This window comes from Steroidobacter sp. (assembly GCF_016790065.1).
Taxonomy (GTDB): domain Bacteria; phylum Pseudomonadota; class Gammaproteobacteria; order Steroidobacterales; family Steroidobacteraceae; genus Steroidobacter.
Genome location: NZ_JAEUPY010000261.1, coordinates 1 through 22,949, shown reverse-complemented (window position 1 = coordinate 22,949; position 22,949 = coordinate 1). Strand labels below are relative to the sequence as shown.

Sequence of the window (22,949 nt, the reverse complement as noted above, 5' to 3'; positions counted from 1 at the left end):
ATGTTCTGGAACGTGCGACCCAGTCCGGCACGCACCACTTTGTGAGCAGCAGTTTTGTGAACGGCCGTATCACCGAGGTGGATCTTGCCTTCGGTGGGCGGCACGTGACCGGCCAACATGCTGACCAGCGTGGTCTTGCCGGCGCCGTTCGGACCGATGATGCCGGTGATGCTGTTCGGCGCGATCTCGAAAGAAACGTCGGACACAGCGACCAGACCAGCGTAGCGCTTGGTTACCGTCTCGACCTTCAACACATCGGCCGCGGCCTGGCGAACTTCGGCTGCCGCTGGCGCCACCACCGGCGGCTCACGCCGCAACCGACGCAGAATATTCAGCTCCAACCCGCCGCACAGACCTTCCGGCCGGCGCCAGATGATCAGGATCATGGCCACGGCCAATGAGCTTTGGGTCAGACCGAAGAACGAGACCGAGCTTTCCACCTGACGCATGACTTCGATGAGCACGGTGGTCGCGACTATGCCGGCCAGCGCGCCGAGCGACGAGCCCATGCCGCCGACGATCAACGTCACCAACATCGTGAACGCCAGATCGAAATAGAACGTATGCGGCGTGAACGCACCCAACACTTGCGCCAATAAGCCACCGGCCACTGCCGAGATCGCCGCGCTCAACACCCACGGAAAATAGAACGCCGCACGCGGATTGATACCGACGGCGATCGAGCCCGACTCGTCATCCGCCGCTGCTCTCGCCGCCAAGCCCCACGACGTTTCGCGGAACGTGCGGGTCACCGCCAGAATCAACATGGCGAAAATCACCGTGGCCCACAGCCCCGCATCTCTCGGCACGCCGTAAAAGGGCTGACTACCACGAGTGATCTCGCGGGCCGCGGCGAGCACGGTATAAGTGATGATCAAGAAAGCTAAGGTGGCGATGGCCGCGGCCGAGCCCGACAGTCGCAGCAGCGTTGCGCCGCTGATCAAACCGGCAATCGCACCGACCAGAGCAGCCACCGCGAGCGCGCTCCACGACGACAGCTCGAAGCCCGCCAGAAACGCCGGCAAGTTCGGTAACGCCGTGTGCTGTAACTGAGTGCTTAGAGTGAGAATGCCCACGGTGTAAGCGCCGAGCCCCATAAAGGCGGCATGGCCGAACGAAACGATCCGCGAGTTACCGGAAAAAAGCTGGAGCGCCAGCACGGCGGCCAGCATGACGGCACCATGTGCCACCACTCTTTGTATGGAGGTGCTGCCGAAGAGTGCCGCCGCGACAGCGATCAGCAGCACCGCGGCCGCCATAGCGACCGAATCGGCCAACGCACTGCGCATTCCGGATGACAAAGCCACGCCCCACTCCAACCCCAGTGTTTACAGATTAGAGGGGCCCGGCCGGACAATGTCAATAATTCTTCAGAATTGCATGTTCGAGCGTCATATGTAATTCTGCCGTCAGAAGCGGGGCCACCCACGGACCGCGCCAACCAGACTATTTCAATACGCCGTGAACGCCGTTCTCCCGATCCGGGAATTGCTGACTCAGCACGGGCTGGCACTGACGCCGGCCGAGGCCAAAATAGCCCAGGTGCTATTGGGTGATTATCCCGTGGCTGGCCTCGGGACCGCTACTGCCTTGGCGCGTCGCGCCGGTGTCAGCGACCCGAGCGTCATCCGTATGGTGACCAAGCTGGGCTTCGACGGTTTCGCCGGCTTTCAAAAACGCTTGCTGGAAGAAGTCGAAGCCGGCCTGCGCTCGCCGCTGATGATGATGGAAGCCAAGCGGCCGGTACGCGCTACCGGCGGACGCAGCGTCGAAGAAACATATATTCGCTCGGCCGCAGCCGCGGTCGAATCCGCCGGTGCCATGACCTTGCCGCAAACCTACGGGCGCGCGGTGCAGCTGATCATGGAAGCTAAGGGTCGCGTGCTATTGCTGGGCGGCCGTTTCAGCCGTCACATCGCGGGCATGTTGGCTGGCTACCTCGGGCAGTTCCGCGCTGGCGTGATCGAAGTGCCGGCGTTGTCGGCGGAAAGTTTCGATCTGTTGCTCGATGCCGGCCCGCGCGACGCCGTGGTCGTGTTCGATCATCGCCGTTACCAGACGGACGTGATTCGTTTTGCCGAACAAGCCGCCGAACGCGGCGCGCAGATCGTTCTATTTACTGACGTGTGGCGCTCGCCCGCGGCGGAACATGCCAAGGTCGTAATCGTCGGCCCGATGGAAGCCGAATCTCCTTACGACACACTGGCGCCGGCCGTGGCGCAGATGGAAGCGCTGGTAGCCCGTATCGTTGCCGAATATCCGGACGGCGGCGGCACCCGCATGGAAGAGCTGGAGCGGATTCGTTCCCGGAATGTCGCGACCGTCGACGGCACCAAAGCGCCGACCAAACGCGCGATCAAGAAGAAACGCTGATGACAAACTCTTTGCCGAAACGCGATGAAGCTTATCGCGCGGGTGAAACCGCGCTGTTGCTGGTCGACATGCAACGTGCCTGGCTCGAGCCTGGCGCCGATCCGGATCATCCGAGAGGGTCGGCCGGCGATTACTTTTATAGCCACACGTCGGCGCAGGTCATTCCGAACCAGCAGCGCTTGTTACAAGCAGCGCGCGCCAATGGCGTGGAAGTGATCCACACCATCATTCGCAGCATGACCAGCGACGGTCGCGATCGTTCGCTGGACCACAAGCTGACGCCGATTCATCTCGGCCCGAACGATCCGCTGGCACTGCCCGTGCCGTCGCTGGCGCCGGTGGGCGATGAAATTCTGTTGCCGAAAACGTCGTCGGGCGTTTTCAACTCCACCAACATTCATTACCTGTTGCGCAACCTCGGCGTTCGTTATCTGGTCATTGCCGGCATCATGACCGACCAATGCGTCGACATGGCCGTGCGCGACGGCGCCGATCTGGGCTACATGATTACGTGCGTCGGCGATGCTTGCGCTGCCAAGACCGCACAACGCCACGACACCGCGCTGAAAGCGTTTGGTGGATATTGTTGGACTGCTGACACTGCAACCGTTGCGGCCCGCTTTGCCGCGCTACGCTCATGAGCACACCTACTAACGGCCTCGAGCCGCTGATCGGCGTCACGACCACTGACCTGGCCGCAATCACGCGCGGCCGCTTCGTCGCCGCCAAGAATCTGGAACGCATTGCCAAGCACGGCATTGGCTGGCTGCAAGCCAATATTTGCCTGACCCCGTTCAACTCGATCGCGAATCCCAATCCGTGGGGCGCACGCGGCGACCTGCGTATTTTGCCGGACCTGAAGGCACGCTACCGCACGGAACATACCGGCCGAGCCACTGCCTTCGACATCGTGTTCGGCAACATCGTCGATCTCGACGGCTCGCCCTGGAATTGCTGCCCACGTACCTTGTTGAAGAACGCGCTCAATCGGCTGCGTAACGAGCACGGCATCAATCTGCTCGCCAGCTTCGAACAGGAGTTCCAGTTGGTCGGCGCCGACTTCCCGCCAGCTCACGTCATGTCGTATGGCGCGTTACGCAACGCCGATGAATACGCGTCGCGTTTGATGGGCTCGCTGGCAGATGCACGCGTCGATCCCGAAGTGGTGATTGCCGAATTCGGCGCGGATCAGTTCGAAGTAACTTGCGGCCCGAGCGACGGCATCACTGCGGCCGATCGTTGCGTGGTGATTCGTGAGATCGCTCGCGAGATCGCCAAGACCAGCGGCTGGCATGCCAGCTTCGCACCCAAGACCGCGCCGGATGGCGTTGGCAACGGTGTGCATATTCATTTCAGCTTCCGCGACGCCAACGGCAAACCGCTGACCTACTCGGCCGACGGCCCTGCCGGCTTGTCGCCGCAATCGCAAGCGTTCTGCGCCGGCATTCTGAAACACCTGCCCGGCATCACTGCGCTGACCGCACCGAGCTTGTCGTCGTACTACCGCTTGAAGCCGCACGCGTGGAGCGCGTCGTACACCTGGCTGGCGAATCAGCATCGCGAAGCGACGCTCCGCATTTGCCCGGTCGTCACTATCGGCGGCGCCGATCCGTCGCCGCAGTTCAACATCGAATATCGCGCGGCCGATGCGACCGCGAATCCTTACCTGGCTCTTGCAGCCGTGGTGCTGGCAGGCCTGGAAGGCTTGAACGCCAAGTTGCCCTGCCCGCCGCTGGTCAACGACGATCCGACTGAAATGTCCGATCAGCGTCGCGCCGAACTCGGCCTGGTGCGCCTGCCGGAAAGTTTGCCGGCCGCACTCAAAGCCTTCGATGACGACAAAGTGGTGCAGAGCTGGTTCGATCCGCTGTTCATCGAGTCCTTTCATTGCGTGCGTAAAGCCGAGCTGGCAACGCTGGCTTCGCTGTCGCCCGCGGAAGTGTGCGAACGCTATCGGACGCTGTATTGATGGTGGCGTCCGCAGTCAACTCGCAGCAGTGGCCGTCGGCCGTCGAAGCTTTGAATGAGACAGGCCGCTCGCCGTTCGTACTGATCTGCGAACATGCCTCGAATCACATTCCGGCTGACTACAACAAGCTCGGCCTGAGTGACGTCGATCTCGGGCGTCACATCGCCTGGGACATTGGCGCCGCTCTCGTCACGCGTGCGTTGTCGAAGCGTCTCGATGCGTCGGCATTCCTCGGCGGTTATTCGCGCCTGCTGATCGACTTGAATCGCCCACTGCACGTGGCCGACAGCATTCCGCTGCGCTCCGAAGCCACCGACATCCCAGGCAACGTGTCCCTGGATGCAGCGGAACGCGAGCGTCGCCAGCAAGTGATGTTCCTGCCGTTCCAGGATCGCTTACGAGCGCATCTGGACAAGCGCACCGCCGACGGTCGACGCAACGTGTTGGTCGCCGTACATAGCTTTACGCCGGTGTATCACGGGCAGCAGCGAGCCTGGCATGCAGGCGTGCTGTTCGATAAAGCAGCAACGCTGGGACAAGCGCTGATCACGCAGTTGAAAAGAGATCCGCTGCTGAATGTGGACGCCAACGTGCCGTATGGCGTCAGTGCCGACGCCGACTATGCGCTGGTCGTGCACGGCGATCTGGCAGGCAATCCGGCCGTGCTCATCGAGATCCGCAACGATTTGATTGCGGATCCCGATGGCGTCGAGACCTGGACCGGTAAATTAGAAGAAGCCCTGCGCGCCGTAGAGTCGCTGAGTTAATCAGCGACTTTACTTAGCGACTTTACTTGGCGACATAGACCTCGCGGCCGCCGACGACCGTGCGCACGACTTTGACCTTGTCGATCTCGGCCGGCGGCACAGTAAACAAATCCTTCGACAGCACGGCGAAGTCTGCCAACGCGCCCTGCTTCAACACGCCCACCTTGCCTTCCTGAAAGCCCGCCCAGGCATTCTCGGCGGTGTAGGAACGCAATGCTTCGGCGACCGTGATCTTTTCCTGAGGCTGCCAGCCGGTCGGATTGGCACCATCGAGAGTGCGGCGAGTGACGGCGGCATAGATGCCGGTCAGCGGATCCAACGGTGCCACCGGCCAATCGGAGCCGAACGTGAGATGCGCGCCGGAGTCGATCAACGAACGAAACGCATACATGCCTTTCAAGCGTTCGGCACCGATGCGCTTGATGGCCCAACGACCATCGTCGATGGCGTGATACGGCTGCATGGACGCAACCACACCCAATGGCCTGAAACGCTTGATGGCCGCGGGCGTGAGATGCTGAGCGTGCTCGATACGGAACCGCCAATCCTTTTTCGGCCCGGCCTGCTCCACTTTCTCGAACGCGTCCAACAACCAATCATTGGCGTGGTCGCCGATGGCATGCACGGCCACGTGTAAGTCAGCTTTGTTGGCACCGACGATCTGGGCACGCAACACTTCCGGATCGCCCATGATCAGGCCGGTGGTGTCGGGCGCATCGTCATAAGGCTTGTGAAACCACGCAGTGGTCGAACCGAGCGAGCCGTCAACGAAGCCCTTCATCGCACCCCAACGCAACCAATCGTCGCCAGTGCCGTTCTTTTTCTTGTACTCGGCGGCCTTCTGCCAACTGGCCAACGGCGCGAACGAATAAATACGCAGCGTCAACTTGTCGGCCGCTTTGGTGCGACGATACAGCTCGATCACTCGCCAATCCTCGACGCCGCCCATGTCGTGCACCTGAGTCACGCCGCGAGCAGCCGCATGCTCCATGGCGCGCTCCAGGCCCGACTGCAGCTCTTGATCGGTCAACGCCGGAATCACCTTGTTGATCAGGTTCAGGGCGTTGTCCTTGACCACACCCGTGGCGCGACCGTTCTTGTCGCGCACGATGGTGCCGCCCTCAGGATCGGGCGTCTTGTCGTCGATACCCGCAAGCTTGAGCACCAGCGAATTCACCAGCGCCATGTGGCCGTCGAGGCGCGACACGTACACCGGCGTGTTCGGCGTGTCTTTGTCGATCCAATCACGTGTCGGCAGCTGGCCGCCCCACAGCTCATGATCCCAATTGCCGTCCTTGATCCATTGGCCCTTCGGAGTCTTGGCCGCGGCTTGAGCGATGCGCTTGGAGAATTCGGCGGGCGTCGCCGCGTCGCGCAGATCGACCTGCGCGAGCGCCAGGCCGCCGTTGACGAAGTGCACGTGATTGTCGATGAAGCCGGGGACCACCAATGCCCCCTTCAAGTCCACCGCTTTGGTCTGCGCGTCACCGAGCTTGCGAACGTCCGCGTTGCTGCCGACCGCGACGATGCTGCCGTCGTCGATGGCAATGGCTTCAGCCTTGGGCTGCTGCGCGTTGCCGGTCCAGACGTTGGCATTGAAGTAAATCGCATCGGGCGCGGCGCTGGCGGCCAAGCTGGCCGACTGCAACACCACCGCGGCTACCGCGACTCGGATGACTCTGCTTAGCATTTAGGACTTCCTCGGGCTCATCCCTGGTATTTGTGAGACGACAGCGCAAAGCGCGCTTCGACTTTCGCCAGCTTACCTACTGCGAGCTCCGAGACATAGCGCCCGACCGCCGGACCGTGCTTGAAGCCGTGCCCGGAGCCGCCGCCCACCAACAGCACGTTGTCCCACTTCGGATGCTTGTCGATGATGAAGTCGCCGTTGTCGCTGTTCTCGTACTGACAGACGCGCGACTCGGACAGCGGGCGCTTGGACACGCCAGGGAAACGCCGCGCCATATAGGCACGCACCTGCTTCAAGCCCTCGGCGGAGATGATGCGATCGTTGGTGTCCGGGTCGACGCGCGGACCATGAGCGTCGATGGCGAGCTTGAAGCCACGCGTCTCGAGCGACGGGAATCCATACGGCACCCCCGGCTCGTCGGCATCGACCCAGGCCGGCAGCTGCGGCGGATCGAATCGGATATCGCCAGCATCGGGCGAGAAGAAAAAGATTTCCTGGCGCGTCGGCACGATCTTGGTACCGATGACTTCAGGAAACAGCTTCGGCAACCACGGGCCGCAAGCAAAGATGAACTGTTTGGCTCGCACCGTTTCGCCGCTGGTGCTGGTAATCGCATCGAGCGCTGCGCCCGGCTTCGGCGGTTGAATCGCCAACTGCTTGTACGTGCCGCCCTCAGCGACGAACTCTTTCACCACCATCTGCACGCCACGGCGCGCCATGATCGCGCCCATGGTCGGCTGTAGAACACCGAACCGAATGCCATCCAAACCCAGCTGCGGATAGTTCTTCAACAACTCAGCACGCTCGATCCGGTGCATGGGCGCGCCGAGCTTCTTGTTGAGCGCCATGCTGGCCGCCAGCGTGTCCTGTTCCTTCTGGTAGATATACAGCGCACCCACCGGATGAAACACCGGCAGCTCGGCCTTCTTGGACAGTGCAATCCAGTCCGGCAACGACTCCCACGCAAAGCGCGTGTAGATCTCATCGCCGCCGTACTCGGTACGAGTCAATCGCGACTCACCAGCAGATGATGCGCGCGAGTTGCTCGGCCCCCAGGCATCGACCAACAACACCTTCTTGCCTTGCTTGAGTAACTTCCACGCCGTCCAGGAGCCGAACACGCCCGCGCCGATGACGACGACATCCCACTGTTGAGCACCGACCTTCGGCGCCGGAGATGTTTGCGCTGCCGCCTCTTTGCCGCTAACTACAGCGGCACCCGCCAGGCCGGCCAACGAGCCCACGACGGTGCGGCGGGTGATCATTTGTTTGGTCACGACTTCAGCTCCGATGTTATTGCTGTACTTTCCAGGCAGACGCGTGCTCGCGCAGCCACCCATCCACTTCCGGCAACCGCTCGCGACGTACTTCGTCGCTGAACGTCATGGTCGAGCGCGCCCGATTCAACGTTTCACGCCCGGCATCGCCAACCTTCTCCGCCACGAATTTTTCCAAGCGCGGCAGCAAGGTCACATCGACCGAATTGCCAGCAACTTGCTGAGCCACTGAGGTGCGCGTAAACGATTCCAGGCGCGGCGCCAACGTTTCGTATTTGGATGTCACATAGTCAAAGGTCAGCGCCGGATGGGACTGTGCAATCTCCCGCACCATGTTGCCCACCAGTGGAGCGGGCACCGCATCGGTCAGCGTCAAATCCAACATCCGCGTGGCGAGCACCGGATCCTGTACGCGCGCAGCGGCCATGAGATAAATCTGACTCTGCGCCGAGTCCGTCGATTTAGCGGCTCGCGCCAACACGTCGTCCAGCGTCTTCGCATCGGCGGCCATGCCGACGGCATTGACGATGGCCTGATGCATACCGCCGCTGATCAACGCCGGATCGGTCGTCGCTCCCTGGAAACGACGCAACGCTTCTTTTTGTGTCGCGGAGTCGCGCAGCGAGGCCAGCAACTCCACCACTTCAGCACGAGCGATGCTCGCGTTGGCCGATTCGCCATCGCGCTCGACCCAACCCAACTCACGTAGCGCGCCGCTCAACTTCCAGCGAGCGAACGCACGCAACTGCTCATGCTCCGCCCGCCCTCGATAGAGCTTGTCGAGCGTGCCCAAAGCACGAGTCAAGTGCAGCCACAGCACCGGATCCGCGTTGGCTGGCACCTTCAACGCCAAATTCAAATAGCCGGGGAACTCAGTGAAGCCACCTTCCGCCAGGTTGTAACCATCGTTCAGCAAGCCCAGCTGATCTTGCGCCGGTAAGCGCGCGAAATTCTTTTCCAACTGCGCGAATGAAGCAGCGTCATAGCGAGTTCGGTAGTAGCCCGCTTCGCCCAGATTGACCTTCACCGGGCCGCACCCTTCCAACGAAATCTCGGACGGAGCGGCGCCACGCACCACCTGCCGAGCAATCTTGTTTGTGCCGACGACAGTGGCCGTCACCGGCACACGCCATTCCTTAGGCTGTTTCGACTTCGCATCCAAGCCGAAGCGGCCTTGGCGCACGGCGACTGTGGTCTTGCCGCCGACGCACTTCGAGGAAATCACATCAATCAGCGGCACGCCCTCTTGCACAGTGAAGTCGCGAGCGATGGCGGCGACCGGGAACGGCGACGCCATCTCCAGCTCCTTCCACAGGTCTTCAGTAACGGCATTGCCGTAAGCGTGCTTTTTCACGTGCGCACGAATCGCCGTTCTGAACGCATCCTCACCCACGTAAGCTTCGATCATACGAATGACTTGATTGCCCTTTTCGTAGGTGATGCTGTCGAACGACAGCTCCGCTTCTTCATACGTGCGCACCGGCCGCACGATGGGATGCGTGAAATCGCGAGCGTCCTGACTCATCGCCTGTTCACGACTCTCCGCATCCATGCGCCACACATTCCATTCGGGCTTGTAACGATCGGTGGCCTTGCTGGCCATCCAGGTGGCGAAGCCTTCGTTCAACCACAGATCGTCCCACCACTTCATGGTGACCAGATTACCGAACCATTGATGCGCGACTTCATGCGCCACCACCACATAAACCTGCTGCCGGTCCCGCTGCGTGGCCAGCTGCGGATTGACCAGCAAATACGGTTCGAAATAAAAAATGGCGCCCCAATTCTCCATGGCACCGAACCCGCCCGCCCCCGGGAACGCAATACTGTCCAGCTTCGGCAACGGATAATCGATGCCGAAATAATCGTTGTAGAGCTTCACCGAGTCGGCCGTGGCTTGTAACGCGAAACGGCCCTGCTCACCTTTGCCTGGCTGCGTGTACACGCCGAGCTTGGTTGCGCCGAGCTGTGTCTCGACTTTGTCGAACTTGCCCACGGCGAAAAACAAGAGATACGAACTCATCCGCGGCGACGGCTCGAAGCGCAGTTTGGATTCGCCTGTCGGCAACGTCTCGCGCTTGGCCACCGGCGTGTTAGCGACCGCGTCGAGGCCAGCGGGGATGATCAGTTCCAATTCGAACACGGCTTTCAGATCGGGCTGATCCCAGATTGGCGCAAACTTGCGCGCCGTGCCGATACAACACAGATGAGTGAACAACATCTGTTGACGTTTGCCATCCGGCGATTGCTGATCCACACGGAACACTCCTTCGATGTTCTCAGTGATCAAGCCGGTGTACTCGACGTTCAGCTCGTACTGACCGAGAGGCAACGGCTTATCGAAGCTGAAGAGCGTGCGATGTCTGGCCGGATCGCCGCTGACCTTGGCGACTGCACCGTTTTTGAGCTGCGCCTTGCCGATCTTCAAGTCACGCGAGTTGACGACCACCTGAGCGGTGGGCTTCAGCACCTCGAAGCGCAGGCTGGCCTTGGCGGTGAATCCGGTGTTGTCTTTGTTCGGCTGTGCCGAAATCAGATAGTGCAGCGGCCGAGTGTCGTCGGGCAGCCGTTCCAAGCCGTCGCCGCTGGCCAGTCCAGCGGCCTGAGCCAGCCCCGAGAACAGCAGGCACACGGACACCAGACACCAGCGAGTCCTCGCTCGTGCCCTAGAAAATAAATGTTGAGTCATGCAGCGGCCGCCCCCTTCGCAGTGCTCGTCGGTAGCGTACGTCGCTACCGGTATCGCTCTTGAGACGAAGCACATCGCACCAGCGACACTTTTCGGCACCCGAAAGTGGCATGGCGAGCCCGAATATATCCCGAGGGGCTGGAGACCCGGCCTGCGGCGCCGGGTAGCGGGGACGGTTCAGCGGGTGGCGGCGCGGAGCACGATGCGATCGGGCTGCGGACGCTCGACGGTCAGCGGCAAGGCGAGCTGCAAGCTGTTGAGCATCTGCTGCTGATTCTCGGCCCGGAACGACACCGAGACCTTGAGCTCGCCCAGGGAAGCGTCGGCCAGCTCCACCGACTGCTGCGAATAACGATTGGCGTCAGCGACGATTTCGCGCAACGGCGCATCGATGTAGACCCGCTGGCCCTTGCGCCACAAGCCAGGGCTGATCGGCCCGGTGAGTTGCGGCTCACCCAATTGGCCACTGCCGGAAGCAACCAGTTGCTGGCCACCGTGCACTCTTTTGACCGCCTGCGGCTCGCGCTCGCCGACGACTTCGACCGTGCCTTCCAACACGCCGATCTCAACTTGAGCAACGCCGCGCCTCACATCGAATTGCGTGCCGACTACCTTCAGGCTGGTTTCACCCGCCTCGACAAAGAATGGCCGTTGTTTATCGGGATGCACCGACAGGAAAATTTCGCCACTGCGCAGTTCGGCAAAGCGTTTTTTCTCGGTCATGCGGATGGCGACCACGGTCTTGCCACCCAAGGTCAGCGTGCTGCCGTCGGACAGCGCCAACTCACGAAGCTCACCCACGGCGGTTTGATAAACCTGCGGACGCTGTTGGGTCCAGATCAGTAATCCGATGACAGAGAACAACGCGACGCCGGCGGCCAGCGCTCGCGGCCGCCATGAATCGTTGGCAACTTTAGCGCCGCCTTTGAGCGCGACCTGGGGCACCGGCGGCTCGACCAGATGCCGCAACTCTTGCAACGTGCTCGCGTCCGACCAAGTCCGCTGCACATCATCGAACGCCCGCGCATTCAGTTCGCTCGCCTGGTACCAGCGCTGAAATGCTTCGTTATGCTCCAACGACTCGTCATCGAGCGCCTGGCGCAACAGCCAGTCACGCGCTTCGGCGCGAATCGTCTCGTCATTGCCGGCTTCAGTCACCGGGCCTGCCCCTTGCTCAACGCCGCATCGATGTCGGCCATGGCCAGTGCAATGTGTTTCTTGATCGCGGACTCGGAATAGCCGTCGCGCCGAGCAATCTCGGCACAAGACAATCCATACAAACGATGCAACAAGAATGAACGGCGCCGCTCGGCCGGCAATTGTTGAATGGCCTGACGCAGGGATTCGAGCCGCTCATTGGCGATGATGACCCGTTCCGGCGTGATTTCATCGTTGTGGGTGCCCGACTCCGCCAGCTGCGGCGCCACCCCGTGACGCCAGCTGCTGAGGCGTCGGCGTTCATCGATGAATATATGGTAGGAGCTGCGGTACAAGTAGGCCCGCGGATTGAGCACACGATTGCGGTCAGCCAGCGCTGCGAACTTGGCGAACGCTTCATGCACCACATCCTGTGCATCCGGCGGCCCGGCGCCGAACGTGCGCCGCAGATAACTGCACAGCTCGGCGCAATAACTTTCGTAAAGCTCCGCCAGCTTGCCGCCGGTGGCGACATCCTCTGCCACCCCGTCAGCCAGCAACGGCTGCAGCTCGACCTCCAACGACCCCTTCACCATGGCGTCTCCCGATGCGTCATCCCCACGCCGGCCCATCGTTTTAATTGAGTTTACCGGCCGAGCCGATTTAAGGGCGGCCCGCCGGGCGATGTCAATAGTCCTTCAAAATTGAAATCCCAGCCGGCTTGTGTAATCTTGTTTACAGAGTTGTTTTCGGTGGCGCCCGCCCTGGCATGCTACTGAAATTCGCCCGAATCTGACCGGAGAGCGCGCTTGAGCACACCCGAATCCTCCTCACTGCGGGCGCGGGATGCGCGCGTCATCGCCAACATCGGACGGCTGCGATTCTCGCCGCTGGCCGTGATCGGCGGCAGTGGCAACCGGTTGATCGAAGAAGGCGGCCGCCAGGTGCTGGACCTGTCCGCTTCCTGCGGTCCCGCCATCCTCGGCTACAGCCATCCGGGCCTCGCCGCCGCCGTCTCCGAAGCATGCCGAAGCATGGCTGGCGCCAGTCTGCTCGCCTATCCGAACGAGAATGCCGTCGCGCTGGCTGAAGAATTGCTCAGAATCACTCCGGGCAGCGGCGAACGTCGCGTGTGGTTCGGCCACTCCGGCTCGGACGCCAACGATTGCGCCATGCGAGTGTTACAAGCAGCCACCGGCCGCTCGCGCTTCATTTCATTCATCGGTTCGTATCACGGCAACCTGTCCGGCTCGATGAGCATCAGCGGCCACACCGCCATGACTCATTCGTTGCCGCGTGCCGGTTTGTTGTTGCTGCCCTATCCCGATCCGTATCGCGGCAACTTCAGCGCCGACGAAGTGCTGAAGCTGCTCGACTATCAATTCGCCACCACCTGCCCGCCGCATCAAGTGGCCGCGGTGTTTCTGGAACCGTTGATGTCGGACGGCGGCTTGATCGTGCCGCCGCCGGGATTCTTGAAGGCGTTGCAAGATCGTTGCCGCAAGCACGGCATTCGCGTGGTGGTCGATGAAGTGAAAGTCGGCCTCGGCCGCACCGGCAAACTGCATTGTTTCGAGCACGAAGGCCTGGAGCCCGACATCGTGGTGTTCGGTAAAGCACTCGGTGGCGGCTTGCCGTTGTCCGCGGTGGTCGGTCCGAAAGAAATCATGGATCACGCCCCCGCGTTCGCTTTGCAAACAACGGCTGGCAATCCGGTCGCTACCGCCGCCGGTCGTGTCGTGCTTCGTGCGCTTCAAGAAGAAGGCTTGGCTGCGAACGCTGAACGCGTCGGCAATGCCTTCATGGACGGGCTGCGAGCGCTCGGCAAAGATCACAGCATCATCGGCAATGTGCGCGGCCGCGGCCTTGCTGTCGGCGTCGAACTGATCGACGGCAACACTCGCGAGCCGGTGCCGGTGGTTACCACTGCGAAAATCATTTATCGCGCGTATCAACTCGGCGCCGCGTTCGTCTATGTGGGCTTGCGAGGCAACGTGCTCGAATTCACGCCGCCGCTGACTCTGACCGAAGCGGAAGTCGGCGAAGCGCTGGGCATCGTCGACCAAGCGTTACGCGATGTCGTCGCCGGCCGCGTGTCCGATCAGGATGTGGCTCCGTTCATGATGTGGTGATCTGATGAAACTACAAAAAAGCTTGCTCGGTGCCTTGGTGGTCGCTGCTTTGCTCGGCAGCGGTGTTTCGTCAGCATCGCAAAGCACGACGCTGCCTTCGGAAACGCCGGAGAACTTCCAGAGCAAACAATCGCTCTTCGACTACAGCCGCGACGAAGTGATGATTCCGATGCGGGACGGCGTCAAGCTGTTCACCGTCATCTGGAAACCCAAATACGCCTCGGGCCCGATGCCCATCGTCATCACTCGCACGCCGTACGACGCCGCCGGCCGCCCCGGCTACACCGGCCGCCCCAACAGCCCGAAAGCTACCGCCGCCGTGCCGATTCCCGACGCACCGCTGCTCGAGAAAGGTTACATCCGCGTCTATCAAGACGTGCGTGGCAAACATGGTTCGGAAGGCAACTATGTGATGACGCTGCCGCTTCGCGGCCCGCTCAATGCAGGCCCGGTGGATCAATCCACTGACGCGTACGACACCATCGATTGGCTGGTTAAAAACGTTCCTGGCAACAACGGCCGCGTCGGCATCATCGGTGTGTCCTACGAGGGCTGGACGTCGTTGATGGCCTTGTTCAACCCGCATCCCGCACTCAAAGCCTCCATTCCCATGAACGCCATGGTCGACGGCTGGATCGGCGACGACTGGTACCACAACGGCGCGCTGCGCCCGTTCGGCCTCGAGTACGTCTATCGCCAGACCAGCGTCAAAGGCGCCAACGAAATTCCGTTCGGCTCACGCGACGCGTACATGACTTATCTGCGCGCCGGCTCGGCGAATGACATGGCCGTGTCTCGCGGTGTCGATCAGTTGCCTGCCTGGAAGAAGATCGCGGACAACCCGGCCTACACTTCGTACTGGCAAGCCCAAGCTGTCGACAAGTTGCTCGAGCGAGTGCCCGTGAATGTGCCGACGTTGATCGTGCACGGTCTGTTCGATCAAGAAGACAACTACGGCTCGCCGGCGGCATTCGAAGTGCTGCAGAAGAAAGGCAGCCAACATCAGTTGGTCATCGGCCCTTGGTTCCATGGTCAGCAGGACCCGTGGTTCCACACGTACAGCGGCTCACATCTCGGCCCGCTGCAGTTCAATTCGGATACGACGCGTTACTTCTTGTATCAAGTGATGCTGCCGTTCTTCGAACAGCACTTGCGCGATAAGGCGCCTGCCTCGCCAACGCCGAAGGTGCGTGCGTTTGAAACTGGGACGAATGAGTGGCGCAGTTATTCGCAGTGGCCGGCTTCCGGTGTTGCGACCAAGAAGATTTATTTGCAGGCGAATGGCTCGCTGTCGTTCACGGCTTCTTCTTCGGATAAAAGCTTCGATGAATACGTATCGGACCCCGCCAAGCCGGTGCCGTATCGTGTGCAGCCCATCCTGCCCAACGATTCGCACGAAACCACGTGGGGCCAGTGGCTGGTCGACGACCAGCGACCGTTCGAGTCACGTCCCGACGTGCTCACTTATGCCACTGAGCCTTTGACTGAATCTGTGACTTTGGCCGGCGGCATCTTCGCTGAGTTGTTGGCTTCGACCAGTGGACAGGATTCGGATTGGGTCGTGAAGCTCATCGACGCTTACCCGGATGAGACACCGATGAATCCGGAGTTGGGCGGGTATCAGTTGATGGTGTCGGCGGATATTTTGCGAGGTCGTTATCGAGAGAGCTTTGAGACGGCCAAGCCGATCAAGTCGAACGCAGTGCTGCCGTATCGAGTGCGCATGCCCCATGCGAATCACACGTTCCAGGCGGGGCATCGGATCATGGTGCAGATTCAAAGCAGTTGGTTCCCTTTGTACGACCGGAACCCGCAGACGTTTGTGCCCAACGTCGCGTATGCGCCGCGTGAGGCTTATAAGAAAGCCACTCAGCGGATCTACCATGGGAGCTTCGTTGAGTTGCCGGTGCTTGGCGGTCGCTAAGAGGGGAGTTCGGAGATCGGAGTTCGGAGCGTCGGTGGCTGGCATCGCCGGCGTTTCGGAGAAGAGGCGTCGGTGGCTGGCATCGCCGGCGTTCGGAGAGGCGTCGGTGGCTGGCATCGCCAGGGGTGGGTCTCTCCTGCCGGCACCGCGCACGGCCGCGGCGCGTTGCGCCGCTTGCCGCACATCCCTGGTGAGCGCTGCTGCGACTAGCACGTCCCTGTACGTCGAAGCTGCCGGCAGGAGAGACCCACCCCTGGCGATGCCTAAAGCACTGATGTGTCGTTGAGCACCAGAACGAGGCCGCTTCGGCCTAAAGCGCTGGTGCGTCGTTGAGCACCGAACCAGGTCGCTTCGGCCTAAAGCGCTGAGGTGTCGTTGAGCACCAGAACGAGGCCGCTTCGGCCTAAAGCGCTGGTGCGTCGTTGAGCACCGAACCAGGTCGCTTCGGCCTAAAGCGCCGAGGTGTCGTTGGGCACTCACACCTCTGAGTCTCCAAGCCAGCGACGAAGCAGTTTTTTATAAGTTAGCTGCTGAGTTATGAGCCGAGCGAGAAAAGCCAGCTCTTAATTCTTAGCCCGGGCTGCCACAGCAAAGCTGTAGGCAGCGCCTGGGGGGAGGGATGTTCTTCCGGCAATTGGATCCAGCAGGGATGCTGGTCCTATAGCGCTACATGGATGTACAAGCGCAGCGACACGCGTCTGCGTGGCGCGGCGGGTGCAGCGGTGCCGGGGGAACATCCCTCCCCCCAGGCGCTGCAAACCACCGACGCCTCCGAATCTTAACTCCTAGCTCTTAGCCCCAAAGCTTAGGCGAAGGCCAAGACATCACCCCCGTGCGGTCGTACTGAATCGGGTTTTCCCAATCTTCCGACTGCAGCAGCGGACCATCGAGGTCCACGACCTCGCAGAGCTGAGCGAGCACCATGCCAGGCGCCATACCAACGGAGCCGGTGACCATGCAACCAACCATCAACCGCAACCCTTCCGCCCGCGCCGCATGCGCCAACTCGAGAGCAGCAGTCAGACCGCCAGTCTTATCGAGCTTGATGTTCACAAACTCATAACGGGTCTTCAAACGCGCCAGATCGTCAATGGTATCGATGGCTTCGTCAGCGCAGACCGGGATCGGCGACCGACCCAGTTCCAGGTCGTCATCGCCACCCACCGGCACAGGCTGTTCCAGCAGATCGACTTTGAGCTTGGCCAGCTTCGGGCCGATGGAGTACAGCGTCGGCACATCCCACGCCTGATTCGCGTCAACGATCAAACGGGAATTCGGCGCGCCGCGACGAACGGCTTCAACACATTCCAACGGATTCTCGCCGGACACTTTGATCTTGATCCAACGGTAGTGAGCCAACTCACGCGCCGCCTTCTCATAACCTTCGACCGATCGAATGCCGATGGTCATGGCGCTCGCGACTTCTCGCGTATTGCCAACGCCGGCCAGATCCCACGCGCGCCGACCAGTGCGCTTCGCTTCGAGATCCCACAACGCAGCGTCGAGCGCATTGCGTGCGCCGCCGATCGGCAGAATCGTCAGCAACTCAGCGCGGGTCACGCCCGCTTCGATCTTGGAGCGCACCGCTTCAACCTGCGCCACCATGCTATCCGGCGTCTCGCCGTGATAATCGACGCCTGCCGCCTCGCCGCGGCCGATGAACGGGCCGTCCTGCAATTCGACGGTGATGACGTCGCTGGTCGTATACGTGGCGCGCGAGATCACGAACGGTTCGCGCAACTGCCAAAGCTTTTTCTGAACTGTAAGTTTCACACCGACTCCTGCCTGAACTCGCTCGACTCCACCGAGTTATCGCCCGCGGCCAGTTTGGAATGCCGCAAGCCGTACAACCAGTAGATCGCTGCGCCCAGCGCGCAATAGCCACCCAGCAATATTGCCGGAATGGCGTCGCCCCGCATTGCTTTCTCGACGATGTCGAGCAGCAGCGGCGCCACCATAAGGATACAGAAAAGAATTCCCAACGCGGGCACCAAACCGATCCACTTGCCCTTGACGGTGAAGCCCACGTCCGGCACCCGGAAGCCCCGCTCCAGATCGGGCCGCTCGTTACGCAGCCAGATCACGCTGATACAGACGATGCCGAATGCCAGCGCGGTGCCCAGGGTCACCAGATCCGACAGGATGGTGATAGGCAGCAGCGCGGCGGCCAGAGCGATGGCGACACCGAGAACCAGCGTACCGATGTGGGGGGTGCGCCGCTTAGCATGGACGCGCGCAAACAATGCAGGAAGCAATCCGTCCCGGGACATGGCGTAGAACACTCGGGTCTGGCCGTAGGTGGTGGCCAACATCACCGAGAACAGGCCGGCGATGGCGCCTAGTTTCACCACCAGACCGAACCACGGCAGCTCCATGACGTTCACTGCCACAGCCATCGGATCGGCTACGCCGAGCTGACGGAACGGCACCACGCCGGTGAGGACGGCGGCCACGCACACGTAGATGACCGTGCAGACCACCAGCGAGCCGATGATGCCGATGGGCAGATCGCGTTGGGGATTGCGGGCTTCGGCGGCGGCCGTGCAGACGGTTTCGAAACCGACGTAGGCGAAGAAGATCACCGACGCTGCGCGGAACACGCCGGGCCAGCCGTAAGAGAAGCCGCCTTCGTTCTCGGGGATGAACGGGGTCCAGTTGACCGTGTCGATGTATTGCGAGCCGATGATGGCGAAAGCAATCAACACCAGGATCTTGGCCATCACCACGAAGCGGGTGACCTTGACGGAAGTTTCGATGCCGATGATCAGCAGGATGGAAACGATGAACACGCCGATCACTGCGACCAGGTTGAAGCCTTGGCCGGTCACGAAACGCACGCCTTCGCCGGTGTTGACGGAATTGATGTAGGCGTTGGCTAACTCAGGAGGAATGTTGATGCCAAAGTCACGAAGCAGACTCACGGTGTAACCGGAGAAGCCCACCGCGACTAGCGCGACCGCCACGCCGAGTTCGAGCACCATTAACCAGCCGGTAATCCAGGCGAAGACTTCGCCCAGCGTCGTATATGAATACGTGTACGCAGAACCTGTGACTGGCAGTGCCGAAGCCAGCTCGGCGTAGCACAGACCGGTGAGCGCGCAGGCCACACCAGCGATCACGAACGAGATTAGAACTGCGGGGCCGGCGAAGCTTGCCGCGGCATTGCCGGTGAGCACGAAGATGCCGGCGCCGATGATGCAACCGATGCCGAGCATGACCAGGTCCACTGGACCCAACACTCTCTTGAACGGCTGCGCGCCGGCTTCGGCGCGGACTCTTTCCACGGATTTTTTTAGGAACAGACGGCTGGTTATTTTCTGGCTCATTCGGTGTCGTCAGCCTGTGTGCTAAGAGATGCGTTGGTGGCGTCAGTGGCTGGCGCCGGCCGGGAAGGGGGATTCCTCCTTCCGGCACCGCGCACGGCCCGCGTCCCCGCTATCGCGGGGCGCGTTGTCGGACCCTCCCTGGTGCGCTTCGGAGAAAAGGTCCTTCTTTTCTACGCTGCCGGAAGGAGGAATCCCCCTTCCCGGCCGGCGCTGATACGTCGCAAGGCGGCGAGCCCCCTGTAGGTCGCCGCTGCATTTTTCCCAGTGAGAGTGCTTATGCCTTGAGCAAGCGATCCAGTACGGCGTCGCTCGAGGTCTTCAGCGGGTCGAAGCTCGGCACGCCCAGTTCGTTTTCGGCGTCGGACAACGCGCGTTCGCGTTCGGCTTGCGACAGAGAGGAGGTGTTCAAACTCACGCCGACCAGCTTCACATTGGGGTTGGTGAGCTGAGCCGCTTCCAAGTAGCGAGTGGCCGCGAGCTTGAGCGACGGCATGGCCTGGTGCGGGTGATAAGCGATGTGCTTGCGCGACGGGTCGTGGCACAGGATCAACGCATCAGCCTGCGAGCCGTGCACGAGGCCGAGCGTGACGCCGGCGTAGCCGGGGTGGAACAGCGAGCCCTGGCCTTCGATGACATCCCAATGGTCAGCGGCAGCGGCCGGAGTGATCTGTTCGATGGCGCCTGCTACGAAGTCCGCTACGACCGAGTCCAGCGGCACGCCGCTGCCGGCGATCAGAATGCCGGTCTGGCCAGTCGCACGAAAATCAGCCGCGACACCACGCGCCTTGAGCGCCTTGGTGATGGTGAGCGCGGTGTACTTCTTGCCGAGCGCGCAGTCGGTGCCGACCGTGAGCAAGCGCTTGCCAGTACGCTTCAGACCGTTGCCCACCGGCAGATTCGTCGGCGGGGTGCGGACGTTGATCAGCTGCACCTTATGTTTAGCAGCCAGCTCGGCCAAGCCTTCGACGTCTTCCAGTCGAGTGTGCAAGCCGCTGACGATATCGAGGCCGGCTTCGATGGCGCTCTTCAGGCCCGGCACCCAAGCGGCCGGAATGCGACCACCGCCCGGAGCGATGCCGATCAGCAACGAGCGCGCGCCAGCAGCAGCGGCTTCGGCAGGCGTCTTGTCGGGCAAGCCCAGATCGACTTTGCACTCCGGCAAACGCCACTGCGCTAGGCAATCCTCGGGCGCCCAATCGCGCACTCCGAATGCAGTCTTGGCCAACACCGGTTCGGCGGCATCGCCGAGGAAAATCACATAAGGCTTACGGATCGACATGCGCGCTGGAAATATGTTTGTTGCTGAGCCGAAATGGCGGGAAAAGTACGCTACAGGGGCCAAGCGTACAGTGTTGTTGATTTCGGGGCGAGGACTGTCTGGCGCAGGCCAGTGCCCGGCAATGCGGTGACTTGCTTCGTTCGCCAATTCCAGTGACGAGAATGTTAATTCTCGTTGGAAAAGTAATGACTCGGCGTGACACCGAACGTGCGCCGGAACATGGCGGTGAAGGAACTGGGGCTGCGATAGCCCACATCCAAAGCCACTGCGGTGACCGAGCGGCCGACGGCCAGTCGCGACAGCGCTTCGAGCAAGCGCACATGCTGACGCCAGGCGGCGAAGCTCATGCCGGTTTCGCGACGGAACAGACGAGTGACAGTGCGCCGGCTCATGCCCGCGGCGCGGGCCAGATCTTCGAGTCGCTGCTCTCGCACCGGATCCCTGAACATCGCACGGCAGACGCGAGCCAGACGCTCATCGCGTGGCATGGGAGCATGCAGCGGCACCGTCGGCATGATGGCGATCTCATCCAGCAGCAGCGACATGATGCGGCCTTCGCGACCGTCGGTGTCATATTCAGTCGGCAGATTCACCGCCGCCAGAATCAACGAGCGCAACAGGTCGGACACTTCCAACACGCGGCTCAGAGTCGGCAGTTTGGCGTGCGCGGCGGGTTCGATATACAAAGTTCGCAGCGACGTAGCACCGCCGTAGTGCACTTCGTGCTCCATGCCCGCCGGCAACCACACTGCACGCTGAGGAGGCACGACAAAGGCGCCCTCGCGAGTCACCACTGACATCACGCCGGTACAGGCAAACAGGAGTTGAGCGCGGCGATGAGTGTGAAACACATCGACACAGCCCGAGGCCAGTTCACGGGCCATCGCGGCGACGGGGCGAGCCACATCCTGGCAATCGTCGGCGCGTTTCACCTGTCGCACCAGGCGTCCCTTGGTCGCCGAATTTCGCAACTGGGCCAGGGAGGAGGAACGGCCGGACTGCCGGGAATCATTGCCGGTCGGAGTGCGCATAGAGGTCACCGCGTGGATCGACGGCCCCTCGTCAAGAATCGGGGGCGCTCGCATGGAACGCCCCGGTGATACCGAAGTCAGCGGGTAAATGCAAGCCAACCGCAACTGGCAGTCAGTCGCGGCGGCTACACCTTTCAGGTGTGCTTCAGAGTGTCCTTCAACCAGCGTGCCGTTTCGGTGAAGGCGCGATCGGCGATACGTGCTACCGACACCGCTTCGAGGAAGCTATGCGTCGCACCCGCATACACCGCGATGTGCGAACGGACGCCGGCGCGTCGCAGCTTCTCCGCCATTTCCATGGCCTCTTCATACATAACGTCACAATCGGGCACTGCCGACAGCGCCGGCGGCAAGCCATGCACGTCCGCGTGAATCGGGCAGGCCAGCGGATCGGTCATCGGCGTGTCGCCGAGATAGTTCTGCCAGAACGCAGCCATCTCGCCGTGATCCCACATGTAACCGCCTTCGCCGTAACGCTTGTAAGACTCGTTGTCACAAGTCGCGTCGTAGGCGCCGTAGTTCAGCACCATGGCCTTCACCGCATCGGTCTCGCCGGCATCGCGCAGCACGATACAGGTGGAAATCGTCATCGCCGCGCCGGCCGAATCGCCGCCCACCGAGATACGGTCGGGATCGACGCCGTAGCTCGTGCCCTTTTCACGCAACCAGCGCACGACTGCGACGGTTTCGTTGATGGCACGAGGGAAGCGGACTTCGGGTGACAGCGAGTAGTCGACTGCGACCACGATCATGCCGCTGCGAGCCGCGTATTCGCGCATCAGGCGGTCATGAGTGTCGATGCTGAAAATGGTCCAGCCGCCACCGTGCAAATAAACGAATGCCGGGCGGACGCCGTCGTTGAGCGGATCGTGAATGCGCACGCGCACCTGGCCATCCGGGGTGGGCACCATGATCTCTTCGGTGCGCGCCATCTTCGGGCCGCCACGAGTCCAGGCCGAACGCACTTCTTCGGCGATGCGCCGGGCTTCGGGGAAGGACACTTTGCCCAGCGGCGGATGCTGGCGCCAGCGCTGGCCCATCAGCTTCACGAAGCGGCGAATTTCCGGATCCAAACCATCATCTTTCAGTTGCGTCGACGTCATGTTTACCTCTGCCGGAAGGGTACGGATTCGGCTCCGGAGGCGCATTCGCGAGGGGGACGAGGACTAGTTCGATCGAGCCATCGATCGGGTAAACTCCGCGCCCATGCCGACTCAAGCGCTATTCCCCACGCATATTTACGCTGCTCCGCTGCAACGGAGCGATTGGCGTAAGTTCAACAAGCAGCTGCTACGCGAGTGCTTGCAGCTGCAACTGGACGACGAAGCCGGCCGCAAGTGGTCCAAGAGAAATTA

General features: G+C 61.6%; 17 protein-coding genes. 6 read left to right on the top strand and 11 right to left on the bottom strand.

Translation table 11 applies throughout. The annotated features are described in order from the left end of the window. On the bottom strand, nt 1–1,307 hold a 1,307-nt coding region (locus JNL55_RS11495; RefSeq protein ID WP_293852965.1), incomplete at its 3' end, for an ABC transporter permease subunit. A gap of 154 nt (nt 1,308–1,461) precedes the next feature. Here JNL55_RS11495 and JNL55_RS11490 point away from each other — a divergent pair. Genes JNL55_RS11490 through JNL55_RS11475 form a run of 4 tightly spaced genes read left to right on the top strand, consistent with a single transcriptional unit; the run spans nt 1,462 to nt 5,109 of the window. After that, nucleotides 1,462–2,373 (top strand): MurR/RpiR family transcriptional regulator, encoded by a 912-nt coding sequence (locus tag JNL55_RS11490; RefSeq protein WP_293852964.1) that lies wholly within the window; start codon nt 1,462–1,464, stop codon nt 2,371–2,373. Continuing rightward, entirely contained in the window at nt 2,373–3,014 is a 642-nt protein-coding gene (locus JNL55_RS11485) for a cysteine hydrolase family protein (protein ID WP_293852963.1), read from the top strand. Before JNL55_RS11490 ends, JNL55_RS11485 begins: the two co-directional genes overlap by 1 nt. Further along, nucleotides 3,011–4,342 (top strand): hypothetical protein, encoded by a 1,332-nt coding sequence (locus JNL55_RS11480; protein ID WP_293852962.1) that lies wholly within the window; start codon nt 3,011–3,013, stop codon nt 4,340–4,342. Before JNL55_RS11485 ends, JNL55_RS11480 begins: the two co-directional genes overlap by 4 nt. After that, nucleotides 4,342–5,109: an N-formylglutamate amidohydrolase gene (locus tag JNL55_RS11475; protein ID WP_293852961.1), complete on the top strand. Its 768-nt coding sequence runs from the start codon at nt 4,342–4,344 to the stop codon at nt 5,107–5,109. Before JNL55_RS11480 ends, JNL55_RS11475 begins: the two co-directional genes overlap by 1 nt. Before the next feature lie 22 nt (nt 5,110–5,131). Here the strand turns inward: JNL55_RS11475 and JNL55_RS11470 are convergent, their stop codons facing one another. From JNL55_RS11470 to JNL55_RS11450, 5 genes are all read right to left on the bottom strand, one after another. Further along, nucleotides 5,132–6,799, bottom strand: a complete 1,668-nt coding sequence (locus JNL55_RS11470) for an amidohydrolase (protein WP_293852960.1) — start codon at nt 6,797–6,799, stop codon at nt 5,132–5,134. 17 nt (nt 6,800–6,816) lie between these two features. After that, nucleotides 6,817–8,076: an FAD-dependent oxidoreductase gene (locus JNL55_RS11465; RefSeq protein WP_293852959.1), complete on the bottom strand. Its 1,260-nt coding sequence runs from the start codon at nt 8,074–8,076 to the stop codon at nt 6,817–6,819. Nucleotides 8,077–8,092: 16 nt separating this feature from the next. Further along, on the bottom strand, nt 8,093–10,714 hold the full coding sequence (locus JNL55_RS11460) for a M1 family metallopeptidase (RefSeq protein ID WP_293852958.1): 2,622 nt from the start codon (nt 10,712–10,714) through the stop codon (nt 8,093–8,095). 228 nt (nt 10,715–10,942) lie between these two features. Beyond that, the gene (locus tag JNL55_RS11455) at nt 10,943–11,923 is read right to left on the bottom strand and encodes a FecR family protein (protein ID WP_293852957.1); all 981 of its coding nucleotides are present in this window, start codon (nt 11,921–11,923) and stop codon (nt 10,943–10,945) included. Continuing rightward, a complete protein-coding gene (locus tag JNL55_RS11450) occupies nt 11,920–12,498 on the bottom strand; it encodes an RNA polymerase sigma factor (protein ID WP_293852956.1) in 579 nt (192 codons plus the stop codon). The genes JNL55_RS11455 and JNL55_RS11450 overlap by 4 nt, the downstream gene beginning before the upstream one ends. A gap of 213 nt (nt 12,499–12,711) precedes the next feature. Here JNL55_RS11450 and JNL55_RS11445 point away from each other — a divergent pair, with 213 nt between their 5' ends. Next, nucleotides 12,712–14,034, top strand: a complete 1,323-nt coding sequence (locus JNL55_RS11445) for an aspartate aminotransferase family protein (protein ID WP_293852955.1) — start codon at nt 12,712–12,714, stop codon at nt 14,032–14,034. A 4-nt stretch (nt 14,035–14,038) separates the two neighbouring features. Further along, complete coding sequence (locus tag JNL55_RS11440; protein WP_293852954.1) at nt 14,039–15,958, top strand: CocE/NonD family hydrolase; 1,920 nt, start codon at nt 14,039–14,041, stop codon at nt 15,956–15,958. A 792-nt stretch (nt 15,959–16,750) separates the two neighbouring features. Here the strand turns inward: JNL55_RS11440 and dgcA are convergent. The 5 genes from dgcA to JNL55_RS11415 all read right to left on the bottom strand — a co-directional run bounded on the left by dgcA (nt 16,751) and on the right by JNL55_RS11415 (nt 22,697). Further along, nucleotides 16,751–17,731, bottom strand: coding sequence for an N-acetyl-D-Glu racemase DgcA (dgcA, locus tag JNL55_RS11435; protein ID WP_293852953.1), 981 nt, complete (start codon nt 17,729–17,731; stop codon nt 16,751–16,753). After that, complete coding sequence (locus JNL55_RS11430) at nt 17,728–19,284, bottom strand: amino acid permease (protein WP_293852952.1); 1,557 nt, start codon at nt 19,282–19,284, stop codon at nt 17,728–17,730. The genes dgcA and JNL55_RS11430 overlap by 4 nt, the downstream gene beginning before the upstream one ends. Nucleotides 19,285–19,558: 274 nt before the next feature. Then, entirely contained in the window at nt 19,559–20,563 is a 1,005-nt protein-coding gene (locus JNL55_RS11425; protein ID WP_293852951.1) for a DUF1611 domain-containing protein, read from the bottom strand. Between the two features lie 164 nt (nt 20,564–20,727). Then, a complete protein-coding gene (locus JNL55_RS11420) occupies nt 20,728–21,594 on the bottom strand; it encodes an AraC family transcriptional regulator (protein ID WP_293852950.1) in 867 nt (288 codons plus the stop codon). Between the two features lie 134 nt (nt 21,595–21,728). Continuing rightward, nucleotides 21,729–22,697, bottom strand: coding sequence for an alpha/beta hydrolase (locus JNL55_RS11415; RefSeq protein WP_293852949.1), 969 nt, complete (start codon nt 22,695–22,697; stop codon nt 21,729–21,731). Between the last annotated feature and the right edge of the window lie 252 nt (nt 22,698–22,949).

Coding starts and splice junctions, on each gene's coding strand:
- JNL55_RS11420 (WP_293852950.1), bottom strand. CDS start 21,594: ATGCGCACTCCGACCGGCAATGATTCCCGGCAGTCCGGCCGTTCCTCC.
- JNL55_RS11470 (WP_293852960.1), bottom strand. CDS start 6,799: ATGCTAAGCAGAGTCATCCGAGTCGCGGTAGCCGCGGTGGTGTTGCAG.
- JNL55_RS11425 (WP_293852951.1), bottom strand. CDS start 20,563: ATGTCGATCCGTAAGCCTTATGTGATTTTCCTCGGCGATGCCGCCGAA.
- JNL55_RS11430 (WP_293852952.1), bottom strand. CDS start 19,284: ATGAGCCAGAAAATAACCAGCCGTCTGTTCCTAAAAAAATCCGTGGAA.
- JNL55_RS11440 (WP_293852954.1), top strand. CDS start 14,039: ATGAAACTACAAAAAAGCTTGCTCGGTGCCTTGGTGGTCGCTGCTTTG.
- JNL55_RS11415 (WP_293852949.1), bottom strand. CDS start 22,697: ATGACGTCGACGCAACTGAAAGATGATGGTTTGGATCCGGAAATTCGC.
- JNL55_RS11475 (WP_293852961.1), top strand. CDS start 4,342: ATGGTGGCGTCCGCAGTCAACTCGCAGCAGTGGCCGTCGGCCGTCGAA.
- JNL55_RS11485 (WP_293852963.1), top strand. CDS start 2,373: ATGACAAACTCTTTGCCGAAACGCGATGAAGCTTATCGCGCGGGTGAA.
- JNL55_RS11480 (WP_293852962.1), top strand. CDS start 3,011: ATGAGCACACCTACTAACGGCCTCGAGCCGCTGATCGGCGTCACGACC.
- JNL55_RS11450 (WP_293852956.1), bottom strand. CDS start 12,498: ATGGTGAAGGGGTCGTTGGAGGTCGAGCTGCAGCCGTTGCTGGCTGAC.